The 15,216-nt window shown below is 67.5% G+C and carries 14 protein-coding genes and 6 pseudogenes; 9 read left to right on the top strand and 11 right to left on the bottom strand.

Annotated elements, in window-relative coordinates; all coding sequences use genetic code 11:
- Positions 1-335 precede the first annotated feature (335 nt).
- The gene (locus ACIBK6_RS39620) at positions 336-542 is read right to left on the bottom strand and encodes a DUF5988 family protein (protein ID WP_399057876.1); all 207 of its coding nucleotides are present in this window, start codon (positions 540-542) and stop codon (positions 336-338) included.
- A gap of 389 nt (positions 543-931) precedes the next feature.
- On the opposite strand from ACIBK6_RS39620, the gene ACIBK6_RS39615 reads away from it, so the two are divergent.
- Positions 932-1,477, top strand: coding sequence for a nucleotidyltransferase domain-containing protein (locus ACIBK6_RS39615; RefSeq protein WP_399057874.1), 546 nt, complete (start codon positions 932-934; stop codon positions 1,475-1,477).
- Positions 1,478-1,950: 473 nt separating this feature from the next.
- On the opposite strand, the gene ACIBK6_RS39610 is transcribed toward ACIBK6_RS39615, so the two are convergent.
- Both ACIBK6_RS39610 and ACIBK6_RS39605 read right to left on the bottom strand, forming a co-directional pair.
- Complete coding sequence (locus ACIBK6_RS39610) at positions 1,951-2,619, bottom strand: TIR domain-containing protein (RefSeq protein WP_399057872.1); 669 nt, start codon at positions 2,617-2,619, stop codon at positions 1,951-1,953.
- A 114-nt stretch (positions 2,620-2,733) separates the two neighbouring features.
- A complete protein-coding gene (locus ACIBK6_RS39605; RefSeq protein ID WP_399057870.1) occupies positions 2,734-2,958 on the bottom strand; it encodes a hypothetical protein in 225 nt (74 codons plus the stop codon).
- A 186-nt stretch (positions 2,959-3,144) separates the two neighbouring features.
- Between ACIBK6_RS39605 and ACIBK6_RS39600 the strand changes: the two are divergent.
- Both ACIBK6_RS39600 and ACIBK6_RS39595 read left to right on the top strand, forming a co-directional pair.
- Positions 3,145-4,243 (top strand): annotated as a pseudogene (locus ACIBK6_RS39600) (methyltransferase domain-containing protein).
- Between the two features lie 106 nt (positions 4,244-4,349).
- Positions 4,350-4,940 (top strand): annotated as a pseudogene (locus tag ACIBK6_RS39595) (GNAT family N-acetyltransferase).
- A 66-nt stretch (positions 4,941-5,006) separates the two neighbouring features.
- On the opposite strand, the pseudogene ACIBK6_RS39590 reads toward ACIBK6_RS39595, so the two are convergent.
- Positions 5,007-5,222, bottom strand: a pseudogene (locus ACIBK6_RS39590) (hypothetical protein); the annotation flags it as partial.
- A 451-nt stretch (positions 5,223-5,673) separates the two neighbouring features.
- Here ACIBK6_RS39590 and ACIBK6_RS39585 point away from each other — a divergent pair.
- Positions 5,674-6,099: pseudogene (locus ACIBK6_RS39585) on the top strand (integrase core domain-containing protein); the annotation flags it as partial.
- A gap of 84 nt (positions 6,100-6,183) precedes the next feature.
- Positions 6,184-6,810: pseudogene (locus ACIBK6_RS39580) on the top strand (integrase core domain-containing protein); the annotation flags it as partial.
- Between the two features lie 20 nt (positions 6,811-6,830).
- On the opposite strand, the pseudogene ACIBK6_RS39575 reads toward ACIBK6_RS39580, so the two are convergent.
- Positions 6,831-7,362: pseudogene (locus ACIBK6_RS39575) on the bottom strand (transposase); the annotation flags it as partial.
- Between the two features lie 69 nt (positions 7,363-7,431).
- On the opposite strand from ACIBK6_RS39575, the gene ACIBK6_RS39570 reads away from it, so the two are divergent.
- Together ACIBK6_RS39570 and ACIBK6_RS39565 are read left to right on the top strand one after the other, a co-directional pair.
- The gene (locus ACIBK6_RS39570; protein WP_399057868.1) at positions 7,432-7,791 is read left to right on the top strand and encodes a hypothetical protein; all 360 of its coding nucleotides are present in this window, start codon (positions 7,432-7,434) and stop codon (positions 7,789-7,791) included.
- Between the two features lie 65 nt (positions 7,792-7,856).
- Complete coding sequence (locus tag ACIBK6_RS39565) at positions 7,857-8,003, top strand: hypothetical protein (protein WP_399057866.1); 147 nt, start codon at positions 7,857-7,859, stop codon at positions 8,001-8,003.
- Between the two features lie 382 nt (positions 8,004-8,385).
- Here ACIBK6_RS39565 and ACIBK6_RS39560 read toward each other — a convergent pair whose 3' ends face one another.
- From ACIBK6_RS39560 to ACIBK6_RS39550, 3 genes are read right to left on the bottom strand one after another with little or no spacing between them, the layout of a single operon-like run.
- Complete coding sequence (locus ACIBK6_RS39560; protein WP_399057864.1) at positions 8,386-9,201, bottom strand: ExeA family protein; 816 nt, start codon at positions 9,199-9,201, stop codon at positions 8,386-8,388.
- Complete coding sequence (locus tag ACIBK6_RS39555; RefSeq protein WP_399057862.1) at positions 9,198-9,476, bottom strand: hypothetical protein; 279 nt, start codon at positions 9,474-9,476, stop codon at positions 9,198-9,200. The genes ACIBK6_RS39560 and ACIBK6_RS39555 overlap by 4 nt, the downstream gene beginning before the upstream one ends.
- Positions 9,473-9,916: a Mu transposase C-terminal domain-containing protein gene (locus tag ACIBK6_RS39550; protein ID WP_399057860.1), complete on the bottom strand. Its 444-nt coding sequence runs from the start codon at positions 9,914-9,916 to the stop codon at positions 9,473-9,475. Before ACIBK6_RS39550 ends, ACIBK6_RS39555 begins: the two co-directional genes overlap by 4 nt.
- 86 nt (positions 9,917-10,002) lie before the next feature.
- On the opposite strand from ACIBK6_RS39550, the gene ACIBK6_RS39545 reads away from it, so the two are divergent.
- Positions 10,003-12,108, top strand: a complete 2,106-nt coding sequence (locus tag ACIBK6_RS39545) for an ISAzo13 family transposase (protein WP_399057858.1) — start codon at positions 10,003-10,005, stop codon at positions 12,106-12,108.
- A gap of 12 nt (positions 12,109-12,120) precedes the next feature.
- On the opposite strand, the gene ACIBK6_RS39540 is transcribed toward ACIBK6_RS39545, so the two are convergent.
- The 3 genes from ACIBK6_RS39540 to ACIBK6_RS39530 all read right to left on the bottom strand — a co-directional run bounded on the left by ACIBK6_RS39540 (position 12,121) and on the right by ACIBK6_RS39530 (position 14,053).
- Positions 12,121-13,011: a DDE-type integrase/transposase/recombinase gene (locus ACIBK6_RS39540; RefSeq protein WP_399057856.1), complete on the bottom strand. Its 891-nt coding sequence runs from the start codon at positions 13,009-13,011 to the stop codon at positions 12,121-12,123.
- Positions 13,012-13,155: 144 nt separating this feature from the next.
- Positions 13,156-13,866, bottom strand: a complete 711-nt coding sequence (locus tag ACIBK6_RS39535) for a DUF6431 domain-containing protein (RefSeq protein ID WP_399057854.1) — start codon at positions 13,864-13,866, stop codon at positions 13,156-13,158.
- Positions 13,867-13,918: 52 nt separating this feature from the next.
- Entirely contained in the window at positions 13,919-14,053 is a 135-nt protein-coding gene (locus tag ACIBK6_RS39530) for a hypothetical protein (protein WP_399057852.1), read from the bottom strand.
- Positions 14,054-14,422: 369 nt separating this feature from the next.
- Between ACIBK6_RS39530 and ACIBK6_RS39525 the strand changes: the two genes are divergently transcribed.
- Positions 14,423-14,794: a hypothetical protein gene (locus ACIBK6_RS39525; RefSeq protein ID WP_399057850.1), complete on the top strand. Its 372-nt coding sequence runs from the start codon at positions 14,423-14,425 to the stop codon at positions 14,792-14,794.
- The last annotated feature ends 422 nt before the right edge of the window (positions 14,795-15,216 follow it).

The raw sequence follows: 15,216 nt of genomic DNA, 5'->3' as shown, positions 1-15,216 counted from the left end.
GAGGGATGGTGCGGACCGTCCTCGGCATCCGGTCGCAGGGGGCGGCGTTCTCCAGCGCGAGGTGGCCGCCTGGGCCCTGGACGACTACGACGCCGAGAGCCACGTGCGCATCCTGGACGTTGAGTCGGCCGAGTGGCAGCGTATCGAGCTGGTGATGCGCGTGAGCGGAGCTGGCTACTACCGCCCCGAGGACGATCGGGGTCTGGGCGAGTACGACCTCGAAGACCCCTTCACCTCTGGAGCTGACCGACACCGGGTTCGATGGTCCGCAGGTGGAGGTCCACCATCAGGACAGAAGACAACCAGCTTCCCAGTCCCCTGGTATCCGACCTGGACTACTCGGCGATTTCTGTCCTCTCCCACCACTCGTAGACCACCAGCCGGCCTTCTTCGGATTCCCGATGGCGCGATGTGACCTTGAAGTGCTCATACCCGCCACGGAACGGAATTTTCAGCTCAACGCCTGGCGGAATGATCGGAACGATCCGCTCCGGCAGCTCATCCGGCCCACCCTCTAGGAATGCTCTTGCAGCAGTGCTCATGGCTCAGTCCTTCCACAGACGCTGGGCCGCCACTCCCCGACACACCAAGAAACATTCAGCCGGTCCGTTAGCGTGTTCTGCGGCTCTGGAGCGCGTCTGCACTGTCATCGGCGGCCACTGCCGGGTTCTCGTTGACCCGGCGACAAGCTCAACGAAGCAAGAGGTGCGCCAAGACCGGGTTCACGGCAAAGCCGCATTCGCCAACAGGTTCGCCAGGCCGGCTGGTGGCGTTGTGGTCGATCACGCACGCTCTCCAGCTTGTCGATGAGGTCGTCGCGGCTTGAGGCGCTCTGGGTGAGGCGGCCTGATGCCTGAGAGGGTCGTGCGGTCAGCGCCGATGCTGCTGCATCATCGCTCCAGTCAGACCTACGAGGAGATCGGGAAGGCGGATGAACATGCACTGCATGACGGCTGAGTCGGCACTGTCGGTAATCTCGGCGCTTGATTCTCACGGAGTGCGGGCCTGCATTGGTGGTGGCTGGGCTATGGACGCGCTGTTGGGCGAGCAGACACGCGAGCACTCCGACCTCGACCTCTGGCTGCCGTCCGCCGACCTTGACCCGCTGATTGCCGTTTTTTCCCGAGTTGGCATCGACCGCGTGCTGCCTTGGGGCGGCGATCGACCGTGGAACTTCGTGTTGCACGACGGCGGGTGCCTGCGGGTCGATCTCCACCTGTACGAGGAGTTGGCCGACGGCCTCATTCACTATGGGAGCGTGTTGAACGGGGATCGGTTCATGTCGGCCGACCTCGGCGGCGTGGGTCATATCCTCGACACGGTCGTACGCTGCGAGACCCCGGAGTGGGCACTGCGATGCCACACCGGATATCCGCCGCGCGAGGTTGACTTCCATGACGTCGCGCGGCTTTGCGCCAAGTTCGGGCTCCCACTGCCCGAGCCTTATCGCCTGGGTGATGGGCGCGTGAATTCGTAGGCGTTCCAACCATGCGGAAGTTGATGTCGCTGTGGGGGTGGATAGTTGGGGTGTTGGGTGGGGTGTGGGCTGGGGTTTTGTGGGTTGGGTGAGAACGGGCTGTGGCGGGCCCTGTTGGAGTGATGGGTGGTCCGGTCTGGGGATTTCTCATGTTTGTTGAGCGGGCTCGGGTTTGTTGTAGATAGTTTCTGCGTCTCAAGGCCTGAGAGGTGCTTTTGCTGGTCGGCGGGGTTTGGCCGGGTCGCGAGGTGGGGGTCAACGCTGGTGTCGTGCACGCTCGTTGGGGGCGTTGTTGGGTTTCGGCGAGGTGGTCGAGGCGATCGCGTTCAACGTGGTTTTGGTGATGTGCTCGGTGCCGTCGCAGATTGCGGTGATTGAACCGTTCCGGGTTTGGTGGAGCCTCCATCAAACCCGGAACGGTTCAGAGTCAGCTTCAGTGAGGGACTGGGCAGTTCTCGCTCGGTTCCCACAACCTAGTCCTCGTCTAACGTTTTCTCCAGGTCAGCAAGATCCCGCTTCATCTCCTGAAGTTGCTCAGATTCGATCAGGGGGCCGAACTGCGTCGCGATGACGTCCAACTCCACCTTGCGCGACCTGGCCAGGAGGCGAATAAGAGACTGCAGAGTCGTACTTACCCCCTCGACAGTAAGCATGGCCTGCTCAAGATCCTTGAGCCCTTTGTCCTTCCTGATACCCAGTCGTTCGATCCCGCCTCGGATCTTCGTGCACGGAGCTCCCGGCGCCGCTTCGAGGTTCCCCGTGACGTGTGGGGCGAAGGTCGCTGCGGTGATTCCGGAAAGATCAGACGGGAGCGACGGTGGATCCGTGCGGTCGTAAAGCATAGAAGTACGCTCACGGCCCAATGATCCAATGAACAAGCCGAGCTCAAAGAGGACGTTGTCCCTCGCTGGGGCCTTCTCAATTCCCCGCGCGATAGTCAGGTCATCAGCTGTGAGCACGAGCAAGGCGAAGTCGAATCGGGGTAGGGCCATGACGAGGGACTCCAGCGTTCCTTGCGTCAGACCAAAGTCACCCTGCGTCCAAAGTTCAACCTCACACACTGGGTCGAGGACGACCTGAACCGCCTCCGCGATCCTTAGTCCTTCGGACGAAGATCCGGCAAACAGTGCTGGGCGAGGCATAGGTCTTCCCCCAATGAGAAGCACCGTAGAGCTGTTTTACGTTACCGGCTTTCAGCCCCTGAGTGGCGACTATGGGGAGTGGAGCGTCCTGTGATCTAACGGGGCCCTTCGCAATCAGCCCTCGCGCTCGGCGCTGCTTCGTCCGGCGTCGCGGCGGAAGTCGGGCATGCCGAGGTGGACGGTGGATGGCTGGGCTGCACGGTCACGCATGGCCTCCAGCTTCTGGGCGGCGGCGGCCATGGTGGTCTCGATCGCGGCGACCTCGCCGAGCCAGCTCTGTTCCTTCGCCTCCTGGAGGCGGTCGATGAGGTTGGCGTGGATCTCCTGGAGGCGTGGCATCTGGGCTGGGTCAACGAGCAGTAGGGGGCATCTGACACGGGCTTCTCTCAACCAGACCATCGCTCTGGCTTGCAGGAGTCGCCTCGGACCGCTGCTTCGCGTTCGGCTCTTGCTGCCGTGGGTGAGGCTCTTGACCCTCACGTGGCGTCAGGCTGCATAGTCGGTGGCGTGGAGGATCACTGGACCGTGGGACGCGTGGCCGGGCTGGCCGGCGTGAGCGTCCGCACGCTGCATCACTATGACGGGATCGGGCTCGTTCGGCCGTCGGCGCGGACCGTGGCCGGGTACCGGGCCTATTCGGCGGGCGATGTGGAGCGGCTGCGGGAGGTGCTGGCGTATCGGCGGTTGGGTTTCGGGCTGCGGGAGGTTGCGGAACTGGTCGGCGACCCCGTCCACCGACGCGGTCGCGCATCTGCGCCGACTGCGCGGCCTGCTGCTGGAGCGGCGTGATCGCGCTGACGCCATGGTGGCGGCCATCGACAGGGAACTTGAGGCACGGGCGAGGGGACTGAAGGTGACACCGGAGGAGCAACTGGAGATGCTCGGTGCACGGCTGTACGACGCGATCGGCGGCGCCTACACCGCGACACGGCGTACCGAGCCGCGGATCGCCGCGCAGATCTGGGACGCGCTCGGGGACGCGCGGACGGTGCTGAACGTCGGCGCCGGGACCGGCTCCTACGAGCCTGCTGATCGCGACGTGACCGCGGTGGAGCCATCGGCGGTCATGCGGGGGCAGCGGCCTGCCGGCTCGGCGCCGTGCGTGGCCGCCGCCGCGGAGAGCCTGCCGTTCGATGACCACTCCTTCGACGTCGCGATGGCCGTCTCCACCGTTCACCACTGGGGGGACCCGATAGCGGGGCTGCGCGAGATGCGGCGTGTGGCCCGCCGCGTGGTGGTGCTCACGTTCGACACCGACGAGCCCGGATGGCAGGACCGGTTCTGGCTTACCCGCGACTACTTGCCCGAGTTCGCCGCCGTCCTCGCGGAATTTCCCTCGCTTGCCGGGATGGCCGACGCGATCGGCGCCCGCGCTGAGCCGGTGCCCGTCCCGTGGGACTGTGCTGACGGTCTGTTCGAGGCGTACTGGCGCCGACCGGGGGCGTATCTGGAGGATCACGTGCGCCGTGCGATGTCGGTGTGGACGAGGGTCGGGCCGGAGGCCGAGCAGCGGGCGGTACGAAGCCTCAGCGACGACCTCGACTCCGGCCGGTGGGCCGAGCGCAACAGCGACCTCGCCGACCTCGACGCGGCAGATCTCGGCCTCCGCCTGCTCATAGCTTGAACCGCGTCGCAGCGCCAGTGTCATGGCGGCTCCTGGACGGCCCGACGGTCATGTGCGGGCGCTGAGCGGGCATGGCGTCCACGAGCGGGCTGCACAGGATCCCGGAATGGCAACCACCGGTTATCTCTTGCAAGGGCCACGAGTGGCCATGCGTCGCGTCGACCGACAGGACTACGCAGAGCTCAGCGTGCTGCGCAGCAGGAGAGCGCGGAGATACTCCGACGCTGGTTGGGCGCTCCCGAGATCACGGTGGAGGCGTTCGAGAGCTCCCTTGAGAGGTTCGAGCAGCCGACCCATCAGGGCTTCGTGATCTGTCTGTGTGACACCGGCGTGATCGTCGGTGGCGTCAACATCAACAACATCGTCCGGGGCACCCTCCAAAGCGGGACCCTGGGCTATACGTCCTATGCCTCTACGAACGGCTGCGGCTACATGACCCAAGGGCTGGGGCTCGTGCTTCAGTTCGCCTTCGGCCGGCTGGGAACTGCATCGGCTGGAGGCAAACATCCAGCCGGACAACACCTCCTCGCTGAGTCTCGTCAAGCGCCTGGGCTTCCAGCGCGAGGGCTACTCGGCCGCCTTCCAATTCATCAATGACGAGTGGCGGGACCACGAGCGCTGGGCCATCACCGCCGAGGCGGCACAGACGGCGAACCACCGGATCGAGCACCAGCACCACAGGTGTCGTGGTGCATAGACTCAGCTACCAAGTCACTGAGCTGCATCAATGTGAGACAGATTCCACGGCGACAACATCACCCCCCCCCAGAGAATCCACGTCCTCCTTGTTGCCTTGGACCATCGGGTAGTTGCCGCCAGGGGTCGGCTGCACCGGGAGGCGGTCCAGCAGGGAGCGGTCGCTGAGGATCACTCCGCATGGAGGCATCGCATAGCCGCGGGGCAGGGCGTCCAGCTGCTCGGCCAGCTCGAACAGCGTCTTCACCCGGCTCCTGAGGTGGTTCGTGCTCCTCGGAAGCTCCTCGGCGTCCAAGGACGTTGAGCTGGTCGTGCTTCGCCACGAGGCCGCCGTCCTTCGCCGCAGCAGACCAAAGCCGCCCCTGGACTGGGCGGACCGCGCGCTGCTCGCCGTGCTGATCCGGCTGCTCCCGGAACCGCTGTGGCAGCATCGGCTGGTCACTCCCAGCACCATTCTGCGGTGGCACCGCCGACTGGCCACGAAGAAGTGGACCTACCCGAACCGGACAGGCCGCCCGCCGATCGACGAGGCCATCGCCGCCGTCATCGAACGGCTGGCAGCAGACAACCCCCTGTGGGAGTACAAGCGCATCCAGGGCGAACTGCTCAAGCTCGGCCACCGCGTCGGAGCGTCCACCATCCGCCGAGTCCTCAAGCGCCGGCGAATACCACCGGCGCCCCAGCGGCAGACCGATACGACCTGGCGTCACTTCCTGTGCACCCAGGCCTCAGCGATGCTCGCCGTCGACTTCTTCCACATCGACTGCGCCGTGATTCTGAAACGCCTCTACGGGTTCTTCGCCATGGAGGTTGGCACCCGATACGTGCACATCCTCGGCGTCACCGATCACCCCGACGGGCCATGGACCGCCCAGCAGGCCCGCAACTTCATGGCTGACCTTGGCGACCGCGTCGCGAACTTCAGATTCCTCGTGCGGGACCGCGCCGGCCAGTTCAGCGCAGCCTTCGACGCGGTCCTGGCCGGCGCCGAGATCGAGGCCGTGAAGATCCCTCCCCGCTGTCCGCGGGCGAACGCCTTTGCGGAGAGATTCGTACGCACCATCCGATCGGAAGGCGCCGACCGGCTGCTGATCTCTAATCAGCGCCACCTGCGCACAGTCCCCGACCAGTACGCCCGGCACTGCAACGGCCAAAGGCCCCATCGCGGACAACACCTCCACCCGCCACGACCCGACCACCCCGTCCCCGACCTCGCCCAAGTCGGATCAGACGCCACCCCGTCCATCCCGCGCGCGCCCGAGCGACAGAGCACGACCTGGGCCGACTTCCTGCGCGGCCAGGCCGACGCCCTTCTCGTCTGCGACCTCTTCGAGACCCGCACGCTGACGGGAGGGGCGCCTGTACGTCTTCGTCGTCATCGAGCACGCCACCCGCAGGGTCCGGGCCCTGGGCGTCACCGCGCATCCGACCGTGGACTGGATCGTGCAGCTCGGACGCAGCCTCCTCATGGACCTCGAGGACGCGGGCAGCAAGGCCAGGTTTCTCATCCGCGACCGCGACTCCACGTTCACGGTGGCCTTCGACGCCCTGATGGCCGACGCCGGAATCAAGGTCGTGACCACCGGCATCCGGATACCCCGGATGAATTCCTCATGGAGCGCTGGATACAGACCTGTCGACACGAGCTCCTCGACCGCACCCTGATCTGAAACCAGAGCCACCTCCTCCACGCGCTCCGCGAGTTCGAAACCCACTACAACGAGCACCGGCCACACCGAGCCCTGGGACAAGCCGCGCCGCTTCGCCCACTACCCGAACCGATCAACCTGCCAGCCCACATCACGCACCTCGACGTCCGCCGGCGAGACCGGCTCGGCGGAACCCTCCACGAGTACCGAGATGCCGCATGACCAGGCCGGATGATTTTTCGGCACGCGCAGGGTTCGAGAAGCCCCTGGTGAAGGTCGGCGCGTATCTCGTAGCTGATGCGCAGACGCTGGAACGGGTGGAGCCAGGCGAAGGCGCGCTCTACCACCCAGCGGGTCTTGCCCAGACCCGAGCCGTGCGGGGCGCCGCGGTGAGCGATCTTCGGGGTGGTGGCCTCGCTTGCGGATCAGACACTGGTACTTGTCGAAGTCGTAGCCCCGGTCGGCGAGGAGCCGCTGGGGACGATGGCGGGGACGTCCGCGCAGGCCCCGGATGCGGGGCATGGCGTCGAGCAGAGGGATGAGCTGGGTGACGTCGTGCCGGTTCCCGCCGGTCAGCGACGCCGCGAGCGGGGTGCCGTGCCGGTCGACGATCAGGTGGTGCTTGGCTACGCCGGTGCGCAGCGCGTAAAGGATGCCCGCCAGTGCGACGCGGTCCGGTATTCGGCGCCGCCCCGTGTACTGGTGTCGCCGCTCTGGGCAGGGCGGCAGCAGAGGAGCCACGCGCGTCCACAGATCAATCGGGTACAAGATCACTGTCCACGCGCGGAAGCGTGCAAGAAGAACGCGGTTGAGGTGGGCGGTTTTGCCCGGCACACTCGCTCGATGAGCGAGAGTGCAGAACCGGGCAGCTGGGACGGCCCGTGGTACCGCGTCCACACGGAACAGTTCGAGGCCGCGTTCCTGCCGACTGCAGGCGAGGACCTGCAGGCCGTGGACAACGTCGACGTCTTTGTGGACCTCACTGACGGATCCCGGTGGAGCGCGACCATCCTCACTCTCGCGCAGGTCGAGATCCTGATGAAGCGGTGGGCCACGAGCGGGGAGGCCCTGGACGGCCGCTACTTCTGGTGCTCGGACGGGCTCATCGTCCGTGATGCCGGCATCAGCAACATGACCCGGGTGCTCACCGGTCTGATCGAGAACGGCGAGTTCACGCAGATCCTTCACCGTCTCGACGAGTGACAGCCACGTTCCGGGACGCCGCACCGCATTCTGAAACGATCAGCAAGTCGCAGAAAATCGCGTATGTGGCTGACCGGATCCTGACAACGGACCCGAGCGACTCGGAGCGTGCGACGGCCGAACTCCTCAACTACGTCGCGGCCACCTGGGAGGAGCAGGGCCTCCCGCTGCGTCAGCACGCCCAGGCCGTCGCCCGCGCCCTGACCCGATAGGGGGAGGGGACGTGATGGCCACGGTGCCCGCGTCCGGCGGATTCGGCGACGCCACGCTCCAGCTCGACATCGACGATGCGGAGCATGAGCGGCGCCGCGCCGTCGGCCGGGGCGTTGCCACCGGCCACGGCTTCGGCGGCTTGGACGTGTTGATGGCACTGTCGCACGGCCTGCCCGTCCCGCTCGCGGCGCTCACCAAGTCGCAGCGCGCGTACGTCCGGCGGGCCCCGGCCAGGATCTGCACGGTCACCGGCAAGCTGGTGTTAGGCGACGCTGAGGGTGTGCATGGGGGCGACGCTGCGGTTGTTGACGGGGTGGGTGAAAACGACCCCGGCGGCCGTAGGCCGCCGGGGTTTTCGTGGTCATGGCGTCGGGTTCGTGTTCATTCTGTCGCGACGGTTTCGGTGACGGCGGCGCGGGCGGAGGACTCGTCGACGATGCTCTTCTGCTCGGTGAACGCGGCGATCAGGGACTGCCAGGCGATGTTGTTGACGGAGCGGGGCAGGCCGCGGCTGGTGGAGTGGATCAGGTCGATCGCGTCGTCGGAGAACAGGACGTCGGACCGGCCGGCGATGGTGAGATGGTGCTTGACGTAGCTTGCGGTCTCGTCCTTGCTCATCGCGGGCAGCTGGTAGCTGACCGCGATCCGCTGTTCGAGGGCGGCCAGGACGCCGTGTTTCATCCGCTTGCGCAGGGTCGGCTGGCCGACCAGCAGCACCGCGAACGGCGTGGTCGAGTCCATGTCGTAGTTGGTCAGCATGCGGATCGCGTCGAGCCGTTGGTGGTCGAGGAGGTGCGACTCGTCGAGCACGAGCGCGGGGGTGCGGCCGCGCTCGTCGACCTCGGCGGCCAGCGCGGCGGACGCCTGGGCCGCGAGGGCGGCGAAGTGGTACTTCGGGGTGCCGCCCAGGCTGGTGACGATCAGGTCGTAGAGGCCGCGCATGCCGGCCTCCGGGTTGGGCTGGTAGATCACGGTGAAGCGGGCCGGGTCGAGCGAGGAGACGGCGCCCTTGACCGCGACGGTCTTGCCGGCGCCGACCTCGCCGGTGACCACGCCGATCGCCCGGTGGTTGATGCACCACGCGATCCGGGCGGCGGCCTCTTTGTGGGAGTGGTGCTGATGAAGCATCGACGGGGCCAGATCCCTCCCGAAGGGGATCCGGGTGAAGCCGTAGTAGCCCTGAACGCGGTCGATCATGGAATCCTCCGGGGACAGAAACAGAACCCCGCCTGACGGGCCGTGTGTTCATGGTGTTCGGCGGTGTCGGCTCGGTGATGAAGCCGAACCGCGAGATCCACCGCGCGAAGCGCGGTGCGGACGGCGGAGCCGTCCGGGACGTCGAGCGTTTTCTCGGCCCGGTGGCAGCAGGCTTCCGCCAGCACGAGGGCCCGCCTGGCGAGCTCGCGCTCGGTGAGCATGAACAGGTCGGGCTCGGGGTCGAAGTACAACTCCTCGGCCCGGGTCGGCTTCACCGCTGTCCCCGCGAATCGTCCATCATCGACGAGTAGTTGATGCCCTTGCGGACGGCGGCCGCGTGCTCGCCTTCGAGGATCTTGAGGTAGTCGATCCCGGTCGGCGGGACTGGCTCGGTGGGTGTTTCCGGCTTCGCTTTGGGGTGGGTGTGGCGGCCAACGTGGTGCGGGACGGCCTTGCCGACCGGTTTCCCGGCCGCGCGTACTTCGATGTCGGTCAGGTCGAACGGGTCGAAGACCAACTCGACGCGCATGCCGACCAGCATCGGGTCGACCTCGTAGCTGTTGCCGTGCAGACTGACGGTCGCGGTCTTCTTCACCGTGCGGATCTCCGACCACAAGAACGCCTCACGCAGGTCGGCCTGCGAGGGCAGCGGCAGCGGCTTCGGAATCGAACCCAGCCAGCGTTCGATCGGGGCCTGGCCGGTCTCGGTGTGCACCGTGCGGTGGTAAACCGTCTCCACCCAGGCTGAAGCCGTAAAGAATCAACACGTTGCTTCGCGGGCTGCGCTTTCGTTGGTGGAACATGCGCATATCCAGCGGAGTTCGGGAGCAACTCGCTTTGAGGTTCGGGGTGTTGCTCCCTCATCTGAATGAGCGGCAGCGACGGCTGGCACTGGCCACCGAGGCTCGGCTGCTGGGGCATGGCGGCGTCCGGGCCGTCGCGCGGTCTGCCGGTGTGAGTGAGACGACCGTACGCCGGGGCGTGTATGAGCTGGAGGCTGGCGAGGGCCCGCTGCCTCATGGTCGGGCCCGCCGAGCAGGTGGCGGCCGCAAGAGCGCCGAGGAGTTGGACTCGAGGCTCGTCCCGGCCTTGCTCGCCCTGGTCGAACCGGACGAGCGGGGTGATCCGATGTCGCCGCTACGCTGGACGACGAAGTCGTTGCGGAACCTGGCCGAGGAGCTCACCCGGCAAGGCCACGTGGTCTCCGCGCCGACAGTGGGCCGCCTGCTGCGTGAGCAGGGCTTCAGCTTGCAGGCCAATGTGAAGACGCTGGAGGGCAAGCAGCATCCTGACCGGGACGCGCAGTTCCGCTATATCAACGAGCAGGTCAAGGCTCACCAGGCGGATGGCCAGCCGGTGGTCAGCGTGGATGCGAAGAAGAAGGAGCAACTCGGGCAACTGCCCAACACCGGAAGGCAGTGGCGTCCTGCCGGAGATCCGGTGCAGGTTGAGGACCACAGCTTCTTCACGGTCGGCCCGGACGCGCCGCAGGCCATTCCGTACGGGATCTACGACATCACGGCGAACACCGGCTGGGTGAACGTCGGCATGGACCACGACACTGCGACGTTCGCGGTCGCCTCGATCCGCCGCTGGTGGGAGGCCAGGGGGCGCCTCGACTACCCGGACGCCGACCGGCTGCTGATCACTGCCGATGCCGGCGGCTCGAACAGCTACCGGTTCCGGATGTGGAAGTCCGAGCTGGCCGCCCTGGCTACCGATACCGGACTGTCGATCACGATCTGCCACTTTCCGCCGGGTACTTCAAAATGGAACAAAATTGAGCATCGGCTGTTCTCGCACATCACGATGAACTGGCGCGGCAGGCCGCTGACCAGCCACGAAGTCGTGGTGAACAGCATCGCCGCCACCCGCACCCGCACGGGGCTGCGCGTCGAGGCGGCCCTGGATACCGACGCCTATCCGACCGGCGTGACGGTCAGCCGCGAGCACGTGGCCGCACTGCCGCTCCAGCCCCACGACCTGCACGAGACCTGGAACTACACCATCCATCCCGCCGACGGCGCCGCGGCCGCGGCTCTGATCCGCGCCGATGACCAGGAGGCTGTCAGGGAGCAGTCCCTGGCGATGCTCGCCACCCCGCTCGTCACCGGGATGAATGAGCAGGAGTTCGCCGATCTGGCCGCGCTGTTGGCCCCGGCCCCGGCCGCTTCCAAGGAGCGACGCAACTACCTGCGACGCGGCGGACTGCGCCGCCGACCGCCCAGCACCTACGGCCGCCCGCTCCTCACGGATGCCGAGCGCGTCCTGATCACTGTCGCCTTCCTGCGGAAGGTCTGCCTGCAGAAATGCCTCGTTGAACTGCTCGGGATCAGCAGCGTCTCGATCAGCCACATCATCGCCGACACCCGGCTCCTGATGGCCAACAACAAGATCACGTTCACGCCGGACACACCCTGCTTCTCCCGCGCCCAGGACTTTCGGGACTGGTTCGCACTCCAGCAGTCCCAGAGCGGTCCGACCAACGTGGCGGAGTTGCTGTCCGATCCGATCCTGACCGGCATGCCCCGCGCCGAACTCCAAGCAATGGTCCAGCACTTGGCAGTTCCCTACGCGGCCAGACTCGACGAACGCTGGCGCCGCCAACGCGGTGACCGCGACCGCACCTACGAGGCCCGCGGCGTCGGAGTCTTCCACCAGAAGATCAGCGACTCAGACCGATTCCTCGTCGCCGTGCTCTATCAGCGCGGACTCTGCGGCCGGCAGGTACTCGCTGACCTGTTCGGTGTCACCCGCGGCACCATCCGCAACGCCACCGAGGACGTACTTCCTCTGCTCGACCAGCACGGATACACCATCACTCCCGCCGGGACGCGCTTCAGGACCGCCGCCGCGATGCTCGCCTCCGTCACCCCACCGGTGCACGCGGCGAAACGCACACCTTGATTCTTTACGGCTTCAGGCCGCGAACAGCCTGTTCAGCTCGGTGAGATGCTCAATCTCACCGACCCGCCGGTCGTCGAGCTCGACGAGGAACTGGTCCCGCACCGTCCGAAAGAAGCGTTCGATTTTGCCCCTGCCCTGCGGCCGTCCCGGCTTGGAGTGGGTGAGCTTGACAGCCCGGGACGCGCAGGCCCGCAGCAGCCACGCGTCCACGAAACAGCTGCCGTTGTCGACGTAGATCGTCTCCGGGACACCCCGGGCCGCCAGCGCGGGACGGAGGGCGACCGCCAGGCGGACGGTGTCCTCGGCGAACCCGAACCGGTGCCCCACGATCGCCCGGCTGTGATCGTCAATGAAAGCGAACAGATACGTTTTCCGCCCGCCGATCCGCGGCCCGTGCAACGCGTCCCCGGTCCACAACTCGTTGCCGCGGGTGGCCTCGAACCGCCCGAACACGCTCTTCTCCGTGCCCAGCATGCCGGTCAGGCCGGTGTTCACGAAGTGCCGCTGCAGCGTGCGGTCGGTCGGTGACCAGCCCTGCGTCGTGCGCAGGATCCGCTGGATCTGCGCGGCCGTCCGGGCCGGGTTCTCCCGCTTGAGCGCGGCCGCCAGGTCCAGCACCTCCACCGGCGTGCGCGGGGTGACCTGCCGGGGAGCCGGGATCAGGGCCGCGAACCCGCCGGAGCGGTAGTGCCGGGTCCAGCGGTCCAGCGTCCCCCGGGCGACGCGGACCTGCCGCCCGAAGGGGTCGGTGTGTTCTTTCGCCGCCAACTCGCGGGCCAGAGCCCCGCGTTCGCGTTTGGTCAGCTTCGTGTCGATCAGGTCCTGGATCAGGCCGTAACGGAACAGGGCCACCTGCCGGGCCCGCTCCGCCCGGCGACGGTCCTCGTCCTCACTCGGTGACATCGGCAATCCACCTCGCGTCTCGAACCTCGTCCGTCCCCATCGAGACGGACACGATCAAGACTCGCGGCACCTCCCCAAGGCGCCCAGGGGCGGCCCGTGTTGCTCAGAAAGCGATAGAAGACGAGGTCAGCAGCCTGCCGCCGATCACCCGGCCGGCGAACTCCCACCGCGACACCGTGTGCATGTCCGGCCACCTCGCCGCGGGGGGGGGGGGGGGGGGGGGGGGGGGCGCGCCCGGCGCCCCCCCCCCCCCCCCCCACCCCGGGGGGGGGCCCCCCCCCCCCCCCCCCCCCCCCCCCCGGGGCCCCCCGCGACCGCCGAGACGGCGTCCGACAACGGCGAGCCCGCCGCCTCCGGCATCACCGGATCGCCCGCGACGGCGACCAGGACCACCGTGAAGTGCCGGCGCACGTCCTCCGCCCGCACCCGGAACCGGCGCAGCCAGCCCCGGACCGTGCCCTCGGCCCGGCCCAGGACCGCGGCGATCGAACGGTGCCCCATCCCGAGCGCGGCTATCTCCAGTCCGGCCCCGATCACCTCGGCCGCATCCGCCCGCCGAGGCACCACCACCTGGGCCAGCAGCACGTGCGTGACCTTGCAGGACGAGCAGCGCGTACGGCGGGGCCGCAGAAACAACCTCGCCCCCAGATCACCCCGGACCTCCCGAGGCCGCCCGTGCCCCCACGGCACCAAGACCGCCCCGCATGACGGACAGGCCAACTGGCCCTGCTTGAGCTGCTGCTCAACCTGGACGGCATCGGTATCGACGATGAGCACGTACGACCTCTCCGCCCGTGCACACGGTGTCGTCGCACACGAACAGAGATCACACTCCCCAACAAGATCAACACCCATGCACACCGCGAGTGTCGCCAACCCTCACCCTCGTGATCACGCAGAGAGTCGCTCAACAGCTGGTCACCCGCCACGTCATCCGTCCGCGCCGGGTGACGCTGGCCACGGTGCGGGCGCGCAGCGCCACCAAGATGGCGCTGGAGGCGGCATCGCGGCTCGCGCGGTTCTGCGCCCGACGGGTGATCATCACCAGGGCCCCGAGCCGGCGGATACCCGAGAGGCTGCTGGAGTTCGGGTTCTACGGCATCGGCATCTGCCTCCAGCACGACAGCGGAGAGCTGGAGACGCTCGTGGGCCGCGCCCGTGGCGGCCGATCGCGCGTACGCGAGTCCTGCCGGACTGCCCGGCCATGGGCGTCGCCGTTAACCGTCCTGCACCGGCCCCGAGGGCAACCGGCTGACCGCGCGCGGGGACTGACCTCGATGACCGCCGTCCCCCTGCGGTCACGTGCGCCCCGGTATGGCCGGTTCCGCACTGGTGTGCGTCGCGCCCCTCCGAGAGGCTGCCGACTGACCTCATGTCTACAGAGACATGACAAGAATCGCAGGGGAAGCTCATGACAGGGAGAATCCGAAATGCCCTGGTGGTGGCACTGGGGGCCGCGACAGCGGTCGTGATGGCGATCGGCCCCGCCCAGGCGAAGGCCGCCGACCCGTGGGCCAACTGTCCGGACGGAGCCGTCTGTCTGTACCCCGAGGGCCAGGACCCCGCCCAGTCACCCAGCCAGGTGTTCTGGAGCTATGGCGCTCACAACCTGAGCGGCCAGTACAACTGGCACTGGATCCTCAACAACCAGTACGGCGGCGCACACGCGAAGCTGTGCGCCGGCTACGACGGGACAGGTAACTGCCACGGCGACATGGCGCCGCAGAACGGCTGGTGGGCCGACTTCACACCGGTCAACTCGGTTGTGCTCTACCTGCCGTGAGCCAGCGGGGCCGCTCGTCCGTGACGGGCGGCCCCGGGCAAGTTGGGCCACTGAAGGCCACTTGCCTGACACACCTGACGCTCACGTCGCACCCGAGCTAATCGCGGTGCTCGCCGCTCGGGTCCGCGACGCGCACGCCGCCCGCATCTGGCTCCCGCTCGGCATGACCTCGTGGGAGTCGTACTGCCACGCGGAGTTCGGCATCAGCCGCGCCCAGGCGTACCGGCACTGTCCTGTAACGGGTGCCCCGCTGGGGTGGCCGGGCATCGCTGGTGAGTGCGGGCCGTGTCGTGGCGTGCCTAGCGCCGGTGCCGGGCGGTCACGGCCGTCACTCGTCGGTGCAGAGGACCTGGTCGCGGGTGATCTGCACGGGTCGGGCGCCGGGGTCGCAGTTGCGGTGGATGTACAGGCCTTGGGCGCAG

Source organism: Streptomyces sp. NPDC050485 (assembly GCF_044458185.1).
In the GTDB taxonomy this organism is placed as follows: domain Bacteria; phylum Actinomycetota; class Actinomycetes; order Streptomycetales; family Streptomycetaceae; genus Streptomyces.
The sequence above is the reverse complement of the archived record's forward strand: the minus strand, read 5'-3'. Positions and strand labels throughout refer to the sequence as shown.

What these genes read in the sequence shown, in the direction of transcription:
- ACIBK6_RS39535 (WP_399057854.1), bottom strand. Translation starts at nt 13,866, where the DNA reads ATGGGTGTTGATCTTGTTGGGGAGTGTGATCTCTGTTCGTGTGCGACG.
- ACIBK6_RS39605 (WP_399057870.1), bottom strand. Translation starts at nt 2,958, where the DNA reads ATGCCACGCCTCCAGGAGATCCACGCCAACCTCATCGACCGCCTCCAG.
- ACIBK6_RS39570 (WP_399057868.1), top strand. Translation starts at nt 7,432, where the DNA reads ATGAGCGAGAGTGCAGAACCGGGCAGCTGGGACGGCCCGTGGTACCGC.
- ACIBK6_RS39525 (WP_399057850.1), top strand. Translation starts at nt 14,423, where the DNA reads ATGACAGGGAGAATCCGAAATGCCCTGGTGGTGGCACTGGGGGCCGCG.
- ACIBK6_RS39560 (WP_399057864.1), bottom strand. Translation starts at nt 9,201, where the DNA reads ATGATCGACCGCGTTCAGGGCTACTACGGCTTCACCCGGATCCCCTTC.
- ACIBK6_RS39620 (WP_399057876.1), bottom strand. Translation starts at nt 542, where the DNA reads ATGAGCACTGCTGCAAGAGCATTCCTAGAGGGTGGGCCGGATGAGCTG.
- ACIBK6_RS39540 (WP_399057856.1), bottom strand. Translation starts at nt 13,011, where the DNA reads ATGTCACCGAGTGAGGACGAGGACCGTCGCCGGGCGGAGCGGGCCCGG.
- ACIBK6_RS39610 (WP_399057872.1), bottom strand. Translation starts at nt 2,619, where the DNA reads ATGCCTCGCCCAGCACTGTTTGCCGGATCTTCGTCCGAAGGACTAAGG.
- ACIBK6_RS39530 (WP_399057852.1), bottom strand. Translation starts at nt 14,053, where the DNA reads ATGATCACCCGTCGGGCGCAGAACCGCGCGAGCCGCGATGCCGCCTCC.
- ACIBK6_RS39615 (WP_399057874.1), top strand. Translation starts at nt 932, where the DNA reads ATGAACATGCACTGCATGACGGCTGAGTCGGCACTGTCGGTAATCTCG.
- ACIBK6_RS39545 (WP_399057858.1), top strand. Translation starts at nt 10,003, where the DNA reads ATGCGCATATCCAGCGGAGTTCGGGAGCAACTCGCTTTGAGGTTCGGG.